Here is a 16,875-nt window from a genome sequence, read left to right on the forward strand (position 1 = left end):
TTTCTTCACATTTGCCCTCTGTGCGTTCTGTTTGGCGTAGAGTTGGCAAAGCGTCATTTTCTTGCCTGTGCTGTCGATACCGTCCTCAATATCCCGTCTTATCTGCTGTTCCAGTTCACGAAGTGAGGGTTTTTCCCGTTTTCCCTTTGGTGTCGGGTCTGTGGGTGTCAATCTCCAAGCATACACATATTTTGTGTTTCCAAATGCGTCCACATATTTATATAAGTATTTTCCGTCTGTTCGTTGGCTCTCTCCAGTATGCAGGATACGACCTTTGTTATCCCGTCTTTTTTCTTTCATGGTGTCTGCTCCTTTCCTTGTTGGAAAGAGCCTTGATATGACTTGTGTTCATCATAACACATACAAGGCTCATTTGCATTAGATTGCGTCCAATTTATCAATAACCTGTTCAAACTGTCGGCGTTTAATCTGTATGCGGTTGCCATTCATAATGAGCCAGCCAGCGTCCTTGTTTTCCTCTGCCAATCGTCTTAACTTGTTTTCTCCGATACGGAAATATTTTGACGCTTCTTCAATGGTAAGGGTGTATTTTTCCCATACGGGAATATCGTTGTTATTCATCAGATACCCCCTTTCCCATGTTTCGTGTCATATTGGATATAAGGGATAAGGTCGGTGCGGTTTATCCTCTGTAAATGGGCGGTTAATTTACTGGAAAGGGAATTACTGTATCTTGCCTTATCAAGCATAGTTCCCACTTTTTCCAGTCCACCTAATGCGTCATGTTCTTCCAAGAAGTAAAAACTTTTGACAGCGGAAATCACGCCACCCTCTGTGAGCCATTGCTGTGTTTCTTCAAGGGAATTTTGCTGTTTTGGTACTTGCAGTTTTAAGACTTCCACAGCCCCTAAAAAGCGTTCCCAAAACCGACAAGTTTTCCACCTGCTCTTATTACTTTCGTTTCTGTTTGGTACGACAAAGCGTAGGTTGTTTGCCAATAGCCCGAAAGCCAGTTCTCCCAGTTCCAGCGGTCTGTCCTTGAATGTCATGGCAAAAGCATGAGCCTTATCATCACGCAGTTGCATTTCTGTCCGTTTCCAACTGCCGACTTCATCAAGTGTCTTATTATGTTTTGAACAGACTTCCTTATCCTTGTCATAAAAGCGGTAGGACAATCCCGATTTCCCAGCACCGATATAAACGGTCTTTGCGGTGTCGAAATCATCAAACTTGCTTTCGTCAAAGTGGTAGCCCTCACTATTCGAGATAAATTCCTCTTTTTCGCATTTCTTCTTTATCTGCTCTATGGTAAAAAATGGCTTTTCGTTCTTATCATCAATGGCAATATCCAGTCTAGTGAAATGGAAGTTATCCAGTCCATATCTTCGCTCACAATGTTTGAACATATCTCCAAAGGTATAATTCCTACTGTCGAGAATACGGAAAATATCATCACAACCTCTGCCAGTCATAACAAGATAACAGCCTAGCCCTTGTGGGTTGTCCTCTGTCTTTCTTGCGTCCCCCGATACATAAATATCTCCAATCTGCCAGCGTGCTTGATAAGTCTTGAATTTAATGCTTGCCGGATAGACATTGAAAATATCAGTCGGTAAACCTAAAATGTGCATGATGACATCTTCGGCGGTTGCAGTATCGAATACAATACTGATGTAATCAATCTTAACGGATAAATTTTTGTGTGTAGTTATAGTGCATTACTCCTTTCGTACTTCCCGTTTTTTTGCGGGGTAAAAATCGTGTTTTTTCCTTTATTTATCACAGTTTCTAGGTACTATGACATGTATGCGCAGGGCGGTGTTACATATACGCCCTTTACGAACGCCTAAAGGCGTTCCCTTTCTTCCTGTGTCTGATCCGTTCTTAACGCTCACGAGCCTTGTAAGGCTCGTGGCTAAACGGAACAGCCCCAGTCAGAAACTTTATTTTCTGTCTGATAGTCCATGCTCATTCATGCTATCAAAATGAAAATACATCTTTTCTATGCTTACTCAAGCACGTGATTGACCCTAGCGTGCTTAATCACTCTATCTAACACGATAATAACGCCATTAGAATTACTTGTCAAGAAGTTTTTGTTGACTTTTTGATATGTATTAAGTATGATATGCTTATAAATACCAAGAAAAGCAATGAAAGGAGCGGTTATACTAAGTTATGGAGCATTATGAAAAGAAAATCAGTTTCTTAGGAGAGAACATACAAACCATAAGAAAACACAGAGGAATGAAACAGCAGGAACTTGCGGACAAAATCGGTATCAATATGCAGAGCCTTTCCAAGATTGAACGTGGCGTGAATTATCCTACCTTTGATACGCTGGAAAAGATAATGGACGTGCTGAGTGTAACACCCAATGAATTATTATCGGGAGAATGGAAGTATATTGACCACACAGAACCTTACATCATGGATATTGTCAAACGGGAACAAGACTTTAATGTTTCCTTAGATTATCTGTCTGAAAATGAGTTTTTCAATGATGAAAAAGAATGTAGATTTTACAAGGCATATAAACTCATACAGTATATCCATAACTACATTACCAATGAGGTTACGGAGTTGGAAGAACTTATGGAAATCAAACAGTTGATACAGCGTCAAAAAATAGAACGTATGATGAAAGTACATAAGGAAATGCGAGGGTTAGACCGATACAGAGAACAACCGAAAGAGTATAAATACCACAACCCTTATGATGATTGGATATTCCGTCAACTTGCAGATATTGACAACAGAAAAAACATTCCTAATACTTCTCCACAAGTAGACTTTAATGAGGGAGATTATGAAGATTATCTAAAGGCGAAATGGAACAGAGGTCTTTAATTTCCTCTTGCATGGAAGATACAGCAAACAAAAAGCCCAGTAAAGAGTGCAAAGCACCACCAATGGTGGCAAGGCTCTTGACAGGGCTTTTTCTTTTCTGCACGTGAAAAAATGTTGACAAATAAAAGAGCATTAGTTATTCTAAGATTAGCTTAGACTAACTAATGTAAATCTAGGAAAGGAGGAGTTAAATGCAAAATAGAAATTTTAGAAAAATCGTGATATTAGTATGTATATGTTTACTTTCAACACCAATAGCAACTATTATTTCCGATTGTATAGACGTAACTACCACTGAATACGCTATAAGCAGAATTTCTAATTACTCATGGAGCATTAGATTTGCATGTCTTATGTTATCTATGTATTTTATTTTTGACAGAAAGGGGAACTAATCTATGAAGAAAATAGTATCGTTATTGTTAGCAACGGCTGTAATATTAACTAGCAACACTTTAAGTGTTCATGCAGAGACAAAACAAGAAAATTTACCTGATAGTGAAGTTGTTGAAGAATTTAATGTCTTTAATACAGATGTTATCGAAACAACTGAAGAAATACCTGATATTCAAACAAGAAGTCATATTACATATAAAGTGACAAAATTAAATCGGACAAGCGAAATAGGAGCGTACACAGGACAATCTGTTTCGGGAGAACCTGGTGTAACTATTTCTTTATTTTAATAATATTATGGTCTTTTGCGTACTTTTTCAGGATTTCAATTTGATGGGCGATGCTGTTGCTGTCGCCCTCGCTGTCGTCATCACGGGAGAGACGAACATAGAGAGCCGCCCATTTTTTTGCTCCAAAGTTCATGCTGAAAGTTTGTTTATCAGACTGCCTTTTCATTGCAGACCTCCATTCCGGCAGTCACCGCAATTGGTCTTTTATGACACTATTATTATACCAAAAATCAATAAATAATGCAAATTTTCAATGAATCCGCTTTATTTTATCACTTTTGGTTTCTGTGTCGATCAGACGCCGGATATGGTCGGCTGCGGTGCTGCCAGTCTGTTTGAAATGCGAGGTCACGATGTATGTAGTACCGTCAATCATTCTTTTTCTCTGTGGCGGCTTTACCTGGGTACGGCCTGCCATGAAAAAACACCTCCTTAATGCGTCCCGACTTGGGACCGATTTTCAAATGATACGACAAAAACCGCGCCGTACTATCCAGCGCGGTTTTCCTTATGCCTTAAAAGGAATCAAAAGCAATTCAGACGGCGGCTGGCCGAGCCGCTCCATAGGTCTGTACCTCCCTCCATTCCCGTGGCGGGGCGTCCTGCGCTGTGACGCATAGCCGACGCAAGTATCATTATCATCCATACAGGGTCATGGCCCGCAGTTTTGACCTGTGGCTGCTTTACAGCGTGGCGTTGTTCGCTCCTGCCTATCCGGGCAATTATGGCGCACCTGCTGTCTGGCTCTCCTGCATGGGAATGTATCTGGAACGCTTTATTCAGTTATCAAGTATTCCCTCTGACTATTATTACTGAGAAATGAGATAAAATTAAAAATTTTCGACAAATGAAAGCAAAGATTCTAAAAATAAACTTCTTTTCGAGGCTATTCTTAAAAATACAGAATAGAAAAAATTGTACCAGGCTAATTCGCTCTATTCATTATCCCACAATGAATTTACAGCCGGACAGCTATCAGGCCGGCTAAACCAGGATATTCAATATACAGCGCCGCCGGAGGGGCGCTGTACAAGCAAGTATGGCATTTGTGACAAAAATGCCGCTTGTCAGGGGCGAGCCCCTGAAACCCCACCCGCAGCAGCGGGGCGTTATCCCGCGCGCGGAGGGTATCCCGCCGTCCGTCCACCGTCAAGGCCGGGCGTCCGCTGCGCAGCCGCCCGCGAGCCGCCCCATCAAGGGGCGGGCCTTGACTGCGGATTTCCGGCGGGATTAAAGGCCGCCAAGGGGATAACGCCCCCACTGGGCGCGCATTGCGCGCCCAGTGGTTATTCTGGTACTCCAGCAGGCCGTCGCCCAAGACGCAGGCAGAAAAAATGAGTCCCGACTCGGGACACATTAAGGCCGCCGAAAGCAGGAAAAGTCAATATACGAACAGCCTGTGAAAGAGATAAAAGGACTCCCGTGTGATATCCACACGGGAGTCCTTCTTTCAGGTGCTTACGCAATAAGAGATCGCTTATGCCATATCACGATACAGGAACGACACGATTTGGCCGCGGGTGCAGGCTGCATCCGGGCTGAACGTGGTCGCGCTCGTGCCTGCGGTAATATTCTCCGCAACCGCCCACTGGACAGCCGCCGCATAGTAAGCGTCTGCCGCTACGTCGGTAAACGGACTGCTGCCGGAAACGGCCGGGGAGCCGTTCGCACGGTGCAGGAAAGATACGGTCTGGCCGCGGGTAACGGTTGCGTTCGGGCTGAACGTAGTCGCGCTGGTGCCGCTTGTGATGCCCTTTTCAACCGCCCACAGAACCGCGTCATAGTAATACGCATCCGCACTTACATCGGTGAACGGGTTTGCACCGGCCGCCTTGGGCGAGCCGTTTGCACGCCACAGGAAAGATACCATCTGCGCACGGGTGCAGGACGCATCCGGGCCGAAAGTAGTCGCGGTGATACCGCTGGTAATACCCTGCTCGACCGCCCACTTGACCGCGTCATAGTAGTATGCGCTGGACGCTACATCGGTAAAGGCCATCGAACCGGGTTCCGGCTGCTCGCTCACCTTGGCAAACGTCGCTTTAACCGTCACCTTGCCGGACGGCATGGTAAAGGTGTACTTGGTGTCGCTCTCACGCTCCACGCTGATTTCGTCGCCGTCCTTATCAGTTACCGTCAGCTCGTCCAGCTCATAGCCGGCATCGGGCTTGACAGTAATGGTAACGGTCTTGCCCTTGGATGCACTCTTCGGGGAGACGCTCACACTACCGTTGGAAGTGGAGGAGACAGAAACCGAATAGCGGCTGCTGGAGCTACTGGAACCGCCACCGCCGCCGGAAGAACCACCGCCGGAAGAGGAATTGCTTGAATCCCAGCTTGCAGAAACTGTAGTATCCTGCGTAAAGGTTGTATTTACATCAATCTGACCGATTCCGCTCGCGTACCAGCCCTCGAAAGTATAGCCCTCTCTTGTGACAGTCGGCAACGCCTTCAGCTTGCCTTCGTTGTTTGTCGTCAGTGTTCTGCTATTGGTATCGCCATCCGAGAAGGTGCCGCCCGCTGGGTCAAAGGTGATGGTAAACGACGTAACCGGACTGGTAGCCGAACCATCTTCTCCGAGTACGACCTGTGCGCCTTCCAGTTTTTTGTTGATTTCTCCAACGATCTGCTCAGGAGTGAAGTTGTTCATTCCTGACACGTTGTTCTTAATATTTTCAATAGTACTTTTGTCCACCTTAATCAGCGGCCCATTCGGCTTACCGGTGACGTTGTTCAACGTGATTTCGGGCAACGTGGTTACGCCGGTTCCTACGCCGTACTCAATTCCATTATCTACGGTCGTATTTGCAACTTCTGCTTCTGCACCGTTGACCAGAATCGAGCTGTATACTCCATTGGTTACGGTAACACTGTCCAGCTTACTTTTCTCAATGCAATACAGCTGTACACCGTACTTACAGTTTTCAGCATCCACCGTTACATTCTTCAGGGTAAAGCTATCTGCGCCGGACTGCGGGGTGCCGCCTGCCGGGTCTCCCGTCGCCTGTGCGACAATCAGAGCACCTGCGGGTTTTTCTGCCGTTGCATTCCCGGTATAGGCAATCGTATGACCGGCACCGTCCAGCGTCACATTGGCTTCGTCAATCACAATGGACTGCGTAAGCTCTGCATCCTGTAACAGGGTGATGGTTTGACCTGCCTGCACAGCGGCAACGGCTGCTTCCAAAGAGGTATATGGTGCATCGCCCACCATAACGGTCACTTCGGCTGCGCTTCCATCCTGCGTCATGCCCAATTCGTAACCATTGGTATTACCAGAAGCCAGTGCAATGTTATTTTCACTGACCTTCATCCGGCTGCTCGTTCCGCCCATAAAAATACCGGAGGAAAAATCTGCGGTTTCGTTGTTTGCTGTCGCAATGTTTTTCAGCGTATTGCCTTTCAGAGTAACGTCAGTGCCTTCCAGATAAATACCGGTATACGCAGTACCGTCAATCGTGTTCCCCTGAATCGTTGCATTGGAAATCGAATTGAAATACATACCATATTTCAGATTTTCCATCTTACAATTCTGGACATTCACATATCCGCCTGTTTGTGGCTGGCGTGGAAGCGTCAGAATACCAACAATACCGGAATTTACTGCATCCGCAGAACCAACAAATGTACAGTTAAGAATTTGAATCGGCGATTCGTTTGTGCCATTTGCTTCAATGCAGATTGCACTTTCGTCCTTCATTCCCTGTTCCAGACCAGCCATTTTCAAGTTCTGAATAGTGACACCAGCAGACTGAATCACAAAAACAGATTCATAGTTACCGTAGCTCGGATCAGCTGTATCCGGTACCTTATCAAAGGAACGGATAATCGTATGGTTATCACCGTCAATCGTAATTGCTTTATTAATTACAATATTATTTGCATTTCCGGCAGCAATTTGAATGTCCTGCTTCAGCACAATGGTATCGTTTGCTTTTGCTGCCGTAATCGCACCTTCAAGCGTTGCATAATAAGTTTCGCCAATTTTCGCCACCTTGCTGTTTTTGATAGCGATACCGCCGTTGTTTTGGGCGGTTTCTGACAGCTCAACGGTATTGTTTTTCATTGTTACCGGAAGTGCCGAAGTGCTTTCGCTCAACTCATTTACATAGATACCTGAAATAAACGGTACAGAATTGTAGGATGTCATCGCAATATTCGTCAAATTATTATTGCTGACAGTTATCCCTGTACTGCTTGCCGGTACATCCATATAAATGCCCGTATAGCTTGTGGTATCAAGCATGTTGTCGGAAATGACAGACTGGCTGCCAATCGAGTTAAAGTACATGCCATACTTGACGTACTGGAACTCACAGTCACTCACATGAACTACCGGAGAATAACCGGTTGCTCCTATGATACCGGCAGTTCCATAGGAATTATCCTCATTCTGTGTTCCTATGAACTTGCACTCCGTAATAGTAACACTTTCATTGGTCGCAATATAAATCGCGGCTTCGTCCTTCATTCCGTTCTCCAGGCCGGACATGGTCAGGTTTTTAATCGTGACATTCCCGGCATTGATCTGGAAAACGGCTTCGTAGTTGCCGTAGCCCGAATCGCCTTGGGTAGTATCAAAAGTTTTTATCAACTTATGCCCATTACCATTAATTGTGATTTCGCTGTTAATCACGATATTGTTTTCCGGGCCTGCTGGAATCGTAATATCACCACTAAGCGTGATTTCAGATGATGCATCGTCATCAGCATTTGTGATTGCACTCTTGAGTTCCGCTAATGTGTCGATACCTTCATTGCCTGTATCTTCCGTTGTATCTTCAACGTCAGTGGCATCTTCGGAGTCGGCCTCTACATTATTGGTACCACCCTGAGCATCTTCGTTTTTTTCGACCGTTTCTTCATCTGGTGCCTGTGGCTGCTCTGTGCCCGCAGGCGTTGTTGTTTCCTGTGGTTCTGTGCTGGTCGTCACAGTGGATGTTTCTTCTGTCTCATCCACAGCAGACGCAGCGGGAACCATTGTCAGCACCATGGACGCAGCCAAAAATGCCGACAACATTTGCTTTTTCATGTGGTTTCCCTCCTTATTTTTTGACGTAAATAGCAGAAAATGTGGAAATCACCCCCTATCGTTTTGGATAATTGTACGTTTTCAAAGTGTTATTTGGAACTACAAATTTGCATGGAATCCATTGAAAAAGTAAGGAATATAGAGTATAATTGCCATAGGTGCTTACCGGCCAAAAATTTGGAAATGTACACATTCCCAAATTTTTGGCCGCTTTATTTAACCCCCTTTTTCAAACTTCACAGCCTTATAATAAAAAGTCCCTTCCGGCATATTGCAGGCTTTCGCTGCCAGCCGGAGAGGGATTTTCTTTTCCCGCCATGCCTTATGTACCTCGCGGAAGTTATCGGGCAGGGGCAGGGCTGGCCTGCCAAACTTGACGCCGCGCGCCTTGGCGGCGGCGATGCCCTCGGCCTGCCGCTGCCGGATGTTTTCGCGCTCATTTTCCGCGACAAAGGACAACACCTGCAATACAATATCGCTGAGGAATGTCCCCATCAGGTCTTTGCCGCGCCGGGTATCGAGCAGGGGCATGTCCATCACGACGATATCCACGCCCTTTTCCTTAGTCAAAATGCGCCATTGTTCCAGAATTTCTTTATAATTCCTCCCCAGACGGTCGATGCTCTTGATATAGAGCAGGTCGTCTTTTTTCATGCGCCGCGCGAGCCTTTTATATTGCGGCCGCTTGAAGTCCTTTCCGCTCTGCTTGTCGATGTAAATATTTCGTTTCGGGATGCAAAGTTCCTGCATGGCGATAAGCTGCCGCTCCTCGTTCTGGTCACGGCTGCTGACGCGGATATATGCGTATTGTTCTCCGATTTTATATACCTCCCTGCGTTTAATTTCCATAGACTGCTACCTTGCTTGTTAGTGTAACGCATATTGGATTCCTCTGCTTTCACGGGATTTAATCAGTCCCAACTTGGGACTGATTTCTTTCTGCCTGCGTTTTGGGCGCAGGCTTTCCGTAGTTTCCCAGAATAAACGCAGGGCGCGCATTGCCGCGCCCTGTGAGGGTGTTATCCCCTTGGCGGCCTCTAATCCCGCCGGAGGCCCGCAGTCAAGGCCCGCCCCATCAAAAGGGCTGCTCGCGGGCGGTTGCGCAGCAAACGCCCGGCCTTGACGGCGGACGGACGGCGGGATACCCTCCGCGCATGGGGTAACGCCCTGTTGCTGCGGGTGGGGTTTCAGGGGCATACCCCTGACAAGCGGCGTTTGTGACACAAATGCCATACTTGCGCGGACAGCGACGCCGCGAGGCGTCGCTGCCTGTTGTGTGACTGGATTTGGCTGGCCTGATAACTGACTGTCCCGCTGTAAATCCGTTTCGGGATGGATAGATAGATGGATAGATTTCATTAACTCAGTATAATTCTTATTCGTATAATTACATTCGGTTTTCCCGTATTCTTGACTTCCTGTTTTCCGCGGTGCAGAGGTATCGTTTTGAGCCGTCAAGACTTCCGTTTCTGTGCAGTTTTGATTACGGCTGCCGGTGGGATGATGGGGCGGCTCTGGATGCCCTTGCGCGGTAAACTGCCTGACATAAATTTTGGACGGTTTGCCCTGTCCCTGACGGATACGTTCTATTAAGCCGACGCCTTTTTTGTTATCCAGCTCATTCAGCAGCTTTAATGTCTTGTCCTTTTTGCAGTTGAGATGCTCCGCGATATCCGTGACAGTGTAATAGATAAATACGCGTCCCTGCTCGTCATACCAGCCATTACGGGCGGATAAACACATACGGTCCAGCATCAGGCTATATAGCAGTTTGGCGTCTGTGGACAGGCCGCGAAACTGCGGGGCGGTAAACAGCAACCGGGGGACGCGCAGAAAGCGGAAACTCTCCGACTGTTCGTCGTAGTAATAATCAAAGCTCATTTCTCTCATAGACTTTCCTCCTCGTATAATAAGTTTTAAGGTTAATGAAATCATGTATCAGTAGGCTTAGAGATGCCCGTGATACAATAGCTGTAGAACAGCAGAGTCAAGTTCTTGGTCCTCCTTGTAGATAAGAAAAACGGCACTATCCGTCGGATAGTGCCGTTTTCTGGCGCTTATTCTCTTGTCATAAAGACTCTTGTACGGTGATTGCCTCTTTTTTGCGCTTTTTCTGCCCTTTTTGTTATTCCTTATGCGTATCCGCCTTTGGACCGCCTGCTTTTTCCTGTCAAAGTGGGGCAAAGCCGAAATAGCTGAGCAGGCCGTTGTAGATCCCCTGGGCAAAGCCGTAAGGGTCGTCGCGCAGCTTTTGGGCGTCCTCGGCGTTGCTGAGATAGGCAAGCTCGACCAGGATCGCGGGCATGGAGGTGCGCCGCAGTACGAACAGGCTGGGATTCAGCCGGACGCCATTATCCTTGGTACCGACGCGCTCGACAATGCCGATCAGGACATGCTGTGCAAGCCAATAGGGCTGCGTATTTTGCTGAAAAACATAGACCTCCGTACCGTTGATGGCCGGATTGACGTTGGAATTGCAGTGGATGCTGATAAAATAATCGGCGGGCCAGCTGTTTGCCATGCGCACGCGCGCGGCAAGGCTGCTGGCATTACTGGTGCCAAGTATTTCGTCAGGGGAATTGCGGCTCAGGCGCACCTCGAAGCGAGGGTCAGCGCGGAGCAGGTCGGCCAGATATACGCCAACGATAAAATTGACGTCCTGCTCGCGCAGGCCGTTGCCCTCCGCTCCGGTATTGGGGCCGCTGGGATTATGTCCCTGGTCTATAAAAATGCGAATAGCCAATTGATCACACTCCTTCGGTTCAGTTTATTCCGGTACAGTGGCCGCCGGTGACGGAAAAGAAAGAATGCCGCCGGATTCCTTGACGGGGATCCGGTAAAAATGCTATGCTGTAGAGGGCAGGAAAGGTTTGGATAGCAGGGAGTCCGTTTTTTCATAAACAAAGGGATATTGCGGATCCGGAAGACAAAATTATGACCATACCCGCAGGAGCGGGATGAAGGAGCCTTACAAAATGATGACAGAACTTGATCAGAGCTATGTGGACCGCATCATACCGGAGCGGGCTGCGGAGGCGAACAAGAATGACTTTGGCCGCGTGCTGTGCGTCTGCGGCTGTGCGGGATATACCGGAGCGGCTTATTTTGCCGCGCAGGGAGCGGTGCGCATGGGAAGCGGCGTGGTGACGCTGGCGACACCGGAGCGCGCTTGGCCCGTGCTCGCGGTGAAGCTCAATGAACCGGTTGTTCGGCCGATGCCGTGCGGTGCGGATGGGATGCTGTCGCGCGAGGCACTGCCGGCGTTGCTGTCGCTCGCGGAAAAGGCAGACGCGTTGCTGATCGGCTGCGGTCTGGGGCGGTCTTACGCGGTCGCGGAAATTGTCGTGACATTGATCGAAAATGCAAAATGTCAGATTGTTTTGGACGCGGATGGTATAAATGCGCTGACCGCGCATAAGGATATACTGCGGCAGGCGGCACAGCCGGTCATCCTTACGCCGCACGCGGGGGAATTCGCCCGTCTGTCCGGCCTGGAAAATCCGCAGCAGGGCGAGCTGACGCTGTTCGCCCGTAAGATGGGCTGCATACTGCTGTACAAGGGACACCGCACGCTGATCGCGGCGCCGGATGGCAGACTGTACCGGAACCATTCGGGGAATCCCGGCATGGCGAAAGGGGGCAGCGGGGATGTGCTTGCGGGGATGCTGGTCTCCCTGTGCGGACAAGGGCTGGATCCTGTGGACGCCGCCTGTGCGGCGGCTTGGCTGCATGGACGCGCCGGGGACATGGCGGCCAACGCGCGCTCTGAGTACGGCATGACGCCGGGCGATTTGCTGCACTTCCTGCCCGATTTGCTCAAACGGTATAATACGAGGGAGTGGTGATCTGAAACAAAGGCTATGTGCGGCCGCGCTGGCCCTGTGCCTGCTTTCCGGCTGCGGCGCGCCCGCGGCGGACGGGGAAAGTGTGCGCGAATATTTCAGCGCGCTGACGGGATTTGAGGCGCATATCAAAGTTTTATCCGATTTAGAGGATTCTGTGCTGGAATATGAGATGGATTATAATTATAATAAAGAAGATGCGGACACATTCACGATCACCGCGCCGGAATCCCTGGCGGGGATCGGAGGGCGCATTGCCGGAACGGACAACGGGGCGTTTTCTCTGCAGTACGATGGCATGGTGCTGGACGACGCGATGCCGCAGCGCACCGGGCTGACGCCTGCGGACGGGCTGTTCTGCCTGCTGTCCGATCTGCGTAACAGCGAGCCGGAGCAGCAATGGACAGAACAGTCTTCGGGGACCGAGTTGCTTGTTCTCCGGTATGCGGAGGACGGTACGGATGGCAAAATAGAAAAACAGGTATGGCTGACCGAAAACGGACGGCAGCTCGTCTGCGCGGAGCTGTATGCGGACGGAAAACGGGTGCTGACAATCCAGGTCATGTCGTATCAGGAAACATAAATTAGGGGATGAGCAAAGAATGGAACCGAGCAAGCACCGCACCTGGGCGGAAGTAGACTTGGGTGCGATCGAACATAATTACCGTGTAATCTGTGCGCAGGCAAAATCGCCGGTGCTGTGTGTGGTAAAAGCGGATGCGTATGGGCATGGCGCGGTGCAGATCGCGACGCGTTTACAGGAGATCGGCGCGCCGTATTTCGCCGCCGCGACCGTGCCGGAGGCGGTGGAGCTGCGCGAAAACGGTATCCACAAGCCAATTTTGATTCTGGGATATGTGGATGAGGCCGATATGGATACCATTGCCCGCTGCCATATCACGGCGCCGGTCTATGATACCGAAACCGCGCGCCTGTTGTCAGAGGCCGCCGTGCGCACGGGGGAGAGGATCGCGGTACACTACAAGCTGGATACCGGCATGACGCGCCTGGGTTTTTCAGCATGGGACACGGAGCGGACAATAGAGCAGATTTTGTGGTGTTCCGATCTGGCTGGGCTGGATTCCGAGGGGATTTTTACACACTTTGCGGTTTCCGACGTACCGGAAGGCAGAGCGTACACGGCGCTCCAATATCAGCGGTTTGAGGCGGTGTGCGACGGCCTGCGGCAGGCCGGACTCGACCTGCCTCTGCGGCATTGCGCCAACAGCGGCGCAATCCAGAGTTATGAGCAGATGCACTGCAGCATGACGCGGGCGGGCATCATCCTGTATGGATACCGGCCGGATGTCTCTGTGCCGCCGGTGCTCGATCTCAGGCCGGCCATGACGGTCAAGGCACGCGTGGTGCAGGTTCGCGATATCCCTGCGCATACGACGGTCAGCTATGGCCGCACCTTTGAAACAGATGGTCCGGCACGCATTGCGGTCGTTTCGATCGGCTATGCGGATGGATTCCTGCGCACCGGCTCCGGAAAGGCGCGGGTGGTCATCAATGGACGGAGTACGCCCGTGCTTGGACGCATCTGCATGGATATGTGTATGGCACGCGTCCCAGAGGGAGAAAGCGTGCAGCGCGGGGACGAGGTTATCGTATGGGGCGCAGATACCTGGACGGCGGAGGACGCAGCGGCGGCTGCTGGCACGATCTCCTACGAGGTGGTGTGCAGCATCAGCCGACGGGTACCGCGTTTTTACAGGGGCTGACAATCCGCCTGTGGTTCGCATAGGATGAATCGGGGAAAATTCCCTGACCTTATGCCATAGTTTTTTACACGACTGTTATATTTTCTTGTGGCGTGGGGAAAATAGGTTTGCGGACAAACCGCAAATCTATTTCATCGGAGAGTGAACCAAAGTGGATACCAGCATCAAACGGGGAGATATTTACTATGCCGATCTCAGCCCGGTGGTCGGCAGCGAACAGGGGGGCATCCGTCCAGTACTTATTGTCCAGAATAATGTGGGCAATCGGTACAGCCCGACGGTGATTGCCGCCGCTATCACATCGCAGGTCAACAAGGCCAAGATGCCGACCCACATCACGCTTGGTGCGCCCAACTACGGACTGACCAAGGATTCCATCATCCTGACCGAACAGATCCGGACGCTGGATAAAAAGCGCCTGCGCGAAAAGATGGGCTCGCTCGATGAAAATGCGATGCGCCATGTGGATGAGGCTCTGGCCGTCAGCTTCGGCTTGGGATCTGTACAGGGCTGAACGTCATATTTGCAGGCAAAAGCGCGTATCCTATTATTGGATACGCGCTTTTTTACGGGAGGAGGGGGAGCGGCGGTGCAGGCAGAGGTTCGGTTCCGCGGCAGTGCGGTAGGCAGGCTGGAATGGCTGCCCGACGCTTACGGAGTACGGATTGATTTGGACTGTGCGATTCCCTGCGACCTGCTGCTGCGCTGCTATGCAGCGGCGGATGGGGCAAGGCCGCTGCTGGTCGGCCTACCGGAACCGGTCGGAGGACGGCTGCGGCTGACGCGGCATTTATCCAGAGAAACACTGAAAACGGCCGGGTATGCGAACCAGCAGCCATCCGACTTTTATCTCTCTGCCGGAGAGGAAGAGGAGGTCGGCCGGCAGTCCGTGTCTCAACAGGACGCTTCAGAACAGGCGCCGCCTCCGGACGCACGGCAGACAGAAAGGCAGTTATGGACAGGGGATGTGGTGTTGGATAGCCTGGTGGAGCGCGGCGAGCTGAAAGCGGAGGCTGCGGAGGGGACGCTCTGCCTGCGTTGTCCCTTTGCGCCGGACCGGCCGTTCCTGCTGGCGCCGGCATTCGTGCTTTGCACGGTGGAAAACGGGGAAGCGGTGCTTCGCTGGACGAAAAAGGACGCAGCCGGAAAGGCTGCGTCCGAAGAGATCACTTGACGATCGTTTTGGCTTCCATGTAGTAGCGCTTTTCGTGCGCCTCTCCCATGGAGAAAGTTTTGCGGGGAAGCACACCGTCGAAAATAACGCCGCGGAACAAATCGTTTTTGGCAATATCGGGCAGGATAAAGCCAAGATTGCCGGGCTTTTCGGCGAGGGCGGCCACAACATCCGCGCCGTGGATGTAGTCAATCTTGGCCGAGGGATGCGCGCCCAGATATGCGTCAAGGCCGGTCTGGATGGTCGCGACAGGGATGGACCATTTGGGATTCTCGACAACGAATACGCCGGAGCGGTTTTCCGCGCGGAAAGGATAATAATGTGCGGCGGCATCTGCCGGCGCCTGCTCGGCGACATAGGCCTTGCAGCCTTGGGATTCGTAAAATGCCGTGAGACTGCCGAACAGTTCGTTAGTCTCCACACCGAACAGGATGCGGTGGATCGGTTCGATAATCAGGCTTTCGTCGTGGATATTGACCACTTCGACCAGGGCGTAACGCGCGGGGTGGTTCTGCTGCTCCTCGGCGGACAGGCTTTTTTTTGTTTCCTCCCAGTATGCCTTCGCGGTCGCCATGGAGTGGTTGCCGTCGCCGACCGCATAGGGAAGGAGGGCTTGGGCGTCCGTGCAGCCATACTTTTGGTTGAATGCGGCTCGGTCGCAGAGTGCTTCAAGCCCAGCCTCGACCGTGTCGGTTTCCACGCCCTTGGGAATGAACCAGCCGGTGATATGGCCGCCGTTCTGCATCAGATCGGTGTCGTAAATTCTGTCAAAAGAAGCGGTTTTCTCAAAGAGCGGTTCGATAATCGTGCGGTCGGGATCGTCGATCAGGATCATGATGTGCGGCAGCTCCATGCAGGCTCCCTGGCGCACCTTGAGACGCGGCGGGATGCGCTCGACAACGGTTTTTTCCGTGGGACGGATCAGGGAAGCAGAGCCGGGCGTGTATTCATACGCCTCAAGATCCATGGCAAGCACGATTCCGCGCCGCGGGCAGGCGCCGCCAGACCAGCGTTCGGTCAGGATAATGCCGGCGGGAAGCGTTTGCAGCGTTCCCTCCTCAATGTAGCGGCGCATAGTCTTATGAATGGTTTCGGTGCGCGCTGCAACGTCCACCTCTTCCAGATAGACTTCCGGCAGGGTCAGACGCAGCGTGGAGGGGGCGTCTCCAACGATGCGGTCGGTCTCCGCCCAATATTCGGGCTGCGAGGTATATTGATCACAGGCGATGACCGCCCATTTGGAAAGGTCGGTCCCTTTTGGGGGCAGCATGATTTCGGGAATACGGGTGCAACGGTTTGCCATGTTTTGTCGTTCCTCCTCACAAAATGTTGGAATGATTCCAGTATAGCAGAAAAACGGTGCGCAAGCACGTTTTTTTGCAAATTTATTCCGGAGTTTTGCAAATCGATAAAGAAGGTTTCGCATAATGGATAAATCCGTGTGGATCTGGAAAGCAAAACAGGATAAACTGTACAAACAGCCGGCACGGCGGATACCCTATTGACAAGGTAGGGATATGTGGTAAACTAAAATAAATAAGCAAAGGCTAACTGCAAAAGGGAGGCCTGCGGCAAATGCAAATGGACGGGGCGGAAGCCCCGATTG

17 protein-coding genes are annotated in these 16,875 nt (G+C 50.5%); 7 read left to right on the forward strand and 10 right to left on the reverse strand.

The features are described from left to right. The 3 genes from OCV66_RS00410 to OCV66_RS00420 form a co-directional block, all read right to left on the reverse strand. Nucleotides 1-300, reverse strand: a 300-nt coding sequence (locus OCV66_RS00410; RefSeq protein ID WP_262563553.1) for an integrase DNA-binding domain-containing protein, incomplete at its 3' end; no start/stop codon positions are given. 78 nt (nucleotides 301-378) lie between these two features. Continuing rightward, complete coding sequence (locus OCV66_RS00415; protein ID WP_002607397.1) at nucleotides 379-582, reverse strand: excisionase; 204 nt, start codon at nucleotides 580-582, stop codon at nucleotides 379-381. Further along, on the reverse strand, nucleotides 582-1,643 hold the full coding sequence (locus OCV66_RS00420) for a replication initiation factor domain-containing protein (protein ID WP_279222308.1): 1,062 nt from the start codon (nucleotides 1,641-1,643) through the stop codon (nucleotides 582-584). The genes OCV66_RS00415 and OCV66_RS00420 overlap by 1 nt, the downstream gene beginning before the upstream one ends. Nucleotides 1,644-2,139: 496 nt before the next feature. On the opposite strand from OCV66_RS00420, the gene OCV66_RS00425 reads away from it, so the two are divergent. Then, a complete protein-coding gene (locus OCV66_RS00425) occupies nucleotides 2,140-2,811 on the forward strand; it encodes a helix-turn-helix domain-containing protein (RefSeq protein ID WP_055200788.1) in 672 nt (223 codons plus the stop codon). Between the two features lie 398 nt (nucleotides 2,812-3,209). Then, complete coding sequence (locus tag OCV66_RS00430; protein WP_262563554.1) at nucleotides 3,210-3,497, forward strand: hypothetical protein; 288 nt, start codon at nucleotides 3,210-3,212, stop codon at nucleotides 3,495-3,497. Here the strand turns inward: OCV66_RS00430 and OCV66_RS00435 are convergent. The 6 genes from OCV66_RS00435 to OCV66_RS00460 all read right to left on the reverse strand — a co-directional run bounded on the left by OCV66_RS00435 (nucleotide 3,481) and on the right by OCV66_RS00460 (nucleotide 11,272). Beyond that, a complete protein-coding gene (locus tag OCV66_RS00435; RefSeq protein ID WP_147573643.1) occupies nucleotides 3,481-3,663 on the reverse strand; it encodes a recombinase family protein in 183 nt (60 codons plus the stop codon). The two genes, OCV66_RS00430 and OCV66_RS00435, sit on opposite strands and share 17 nt — an antisense overlap. A gap of 84 nt (nucleotides 3,664-3,747) precedes the next feature. Further along, nucleotides 3,748-3,915, reverse strand: coding sequence for a hypothetical protein (locus OCV66_RS00440; protein WP_147573644.1), 168 nt, complete (start codon nucleotides 3,913-3,915; stop codon nucleotides 3,748-3,750). Between the two features lie 1,059 nt (nucleotides 3,916-4,974). Further along, nucleotides 4,975-8,529 carry an S-layer homology domain-containing protein gene (locus OCV66_RS00445; RefSeq protein WP_054327638.1) on the reverse strand — a complete coding sequence of 1,185 codons (3,555 nt, stop codon included), beginning with the start codon at nucleotides 8,527-8,529 and terminating at the stop codon, nucleotides 4,975-4,977. A 216-nt stretch (nucleotides 8,530-8,745) separates the two neighbouring features. Further along, nucleotides 8,746-9,378, reverse strand: a complete 633-nt coding sequence (locus OCV66_RS00450; protein ID WP_207724418.1) for a recombinase family protein — start codon at nucleotides 9,376-9,378, stop codon at nucleotides 8,746-8,748. Between the two features lie 18 nt (nucleotides 9,379-9,396). After that, entirely contained in the window at nucleotides 9,397-10,419 is a 1,023-nt protein-coding gene (locus tag OCV66_RS00455; protein ID WP_186949422.1) for a replication initiator protein A, read from the reverse strand. A 280-nt stretch (nucleotides 10,420-10,699) separates the two neighbouring features. After that, on the reverse strand, nucleotides 10,700-11,272 hold the full coding sequence (locus OCV66_RS00460) for an N-acetylmuramoyl-L-alanine amidase family protein (protein WP_107632080.1): 573 nt from the start codon (nucleotides 11,270-11,272) through the stop codon (nucleotides 10,700-10,702). Nucleotides 11,273-11,504: 232 nt separating this feature from the next. Between OCV66_RS00460 and OCV66_RS00465 the strand changes: the two genes are divergently transcribed. The 5 genes from OCV66_RS00465 (at nucleotide 11,505) to OCV66_RS00485 (ending at nucleotide 15,269) form a co-directional block, all read left to right on the forward strand. Further along, the gene (locus OCV66_RS00465) at nucleotides 11,505-12,374 is read left to right on the forward strand and encodes an NAD(P)H-hydrate dehydratase (RefSeq protein ID WP_159068217.1); all 870 of its coding nucleotides are present in this window, start codon (nucleotides 11,505-11,507) and stop codon (nucleotides 12,372-12,374) included. Nucleotides 12,375-12,456: 82 nt separating this feature from the next. Further along, a complete protein-coding gene (locus tag OCV66_RS00470; RefSeq protein ID WP_147573646.1) occupies nucleotides 12,457-12,954 on the forward strand; it encodes a hypothetical protein in 498 nt (165 codons plus the stop codon). Between the two features lie 19 nt (nucleotides 12,955-12,973). Further along, on the forward strand, nucleotides 12,974-14,095 hold the full coding sequence (alr, locus tag OCV66_RS00475; RefSeq protein ID WP_147573647.1) for an alanine racemase: 1,122 nt from the start codon (nucleotides 12,974-12,976) through the stop codon (nucleotides 14,093-14,095). A 151-nt stretch (nucleotides 14,096-14,246) separates the two neighbouring features. Then, nucleotides 14,247-14,609 (forward strand): type II toxin-antitoxin system PemK/MazF family toxin, encoded by a 363-nt coding sequence (locus OCV66_RS00480; RefSeq protein WP_054325835.1) that lies wholly within the window; start codon nucleotides 14,247-14,249, stop codon nucleotides 14,607-14,609. Nucleotides 14,610-14,684: 75 nt separating this feature from the next. Continuing rightward, nucleotides 14,685-15,269, forward strand: coding sequence for a hypothetical protein (locus OCV66_RS00485; protein ID WP_054325836.1), 585 nt, complete (start codon nucleotides 14,685-14,687; stop codon nucleotides 15,267-15,269). Here the strand turns inward: OCV66_RS00485 and OCV66_RS00490 are convergent. Continuing rightward, nucleotides 15,262-16,572 carry a DUF1015 domain-containing protein gene (locus OCV66_RS00490; RefSeq protein ID WP_107632081.1) on the reverse strand — a complete coding sequence of 437 codons (1,311 nt, stop codon included), beginning with the start codon at nucleotides 16,570-16,572 and terminating at the stop codon, nucleotides 15,262-15,264. The two genes, OCV66_RS00485 and OCV66_RS00490, sit on opposite strands and share 8 nt — an antisense overlap. Nucleotides 16,573-16,875 lie beyond the last annotated feature (303 nt).

Origin of the sequence: Agathobaculum ammoniilyticum (genome assembly GCF_025567315.1) — a bacterium.
GTDB lineage: Bacteria > Bacillota > Clostridia > Oscillospirales > Butyricicoccaceae > Agathobaculum > Agathobaculum ammoniilyticum.

Bases quoted from the DNA above. Each gene is read 5' to 3' on its own strand.
- OCV66_RS00455 (WP_186949422.1), bottom strand. From the start codon at position 10,419: ATGAGAGAAATGAGCTTTGATTATTACTACGACGAACAGTCGGAGAGT.
- OCV66_RS00435 (WP_147573643.1), bottom strand. From the start codon at position 3,663: ATGAAAAGGCAGTCTGATAAACAAACTTTCAGCATGAACTTTGGAGCA.
- OCV66_RS00450 (WP_207724418.1), bottom strand. From the start codon at position 9,378: ATGGAAATTAAACGCAGGGAGGTATATAAAATCGGAGAACAATACGCA.
- OCV66_RS00445 (WP_054327638.1), bottom strand. From the start codon at position 8,529: ATGAAAAAGCAAATGTTGTCGGCATTTTTGGCTGCGTCCATGGTGCTG.
- OCV66_RS00490 (WP_107632081.1), bottom strand. From the start codon at position 16,572: ATGGCAAACCGTTGCACCCGTATTCCCGAAATCATGCTGCCCCCAAAA.
- OCV66_RS00425 (WP_055200788.1), top strand. From the start codon at position 2,140: ATGGAGCATTATGAAAAGAAAATCAGTTTCTTAGGAGAGAACATACAA.
- alr (WP_147573647.1), top strand. From the start codon at position 12,974: ATGGAACCGAGCAAGCACCGCACCTGGGCGGAAGTAGACTTGGGTGCG.
- OCV66_RS00465 (WP_159068217.1), top strand. From the start codon at position 11,505: ATGATGACAGAACTTGATCAGAGCTATGTGGACCGCATCATACCGGAG.
- OCV66_RS00440 (WP_147573644.1), bottom strand. From the start codon at position 3,915: ATGGCAGGCCGTACCCAGGTAAAGCCGCCACAGAGAAAAAGAATGATT.
- OCV66_RS00415 (WP_002607397.1), bottom strand. From the start codon at position 582: ATGAATAACAACGATATTCCCGTATGGGAAAAATACACCCTTACCATT.
- OCV66_RS00430 (WP_262563554.1), top strand. From the start codon at position 3,210: ATGAAGAAAATAGTATCGTTATTGTTAGCAACGGCTGTAATATTAACT.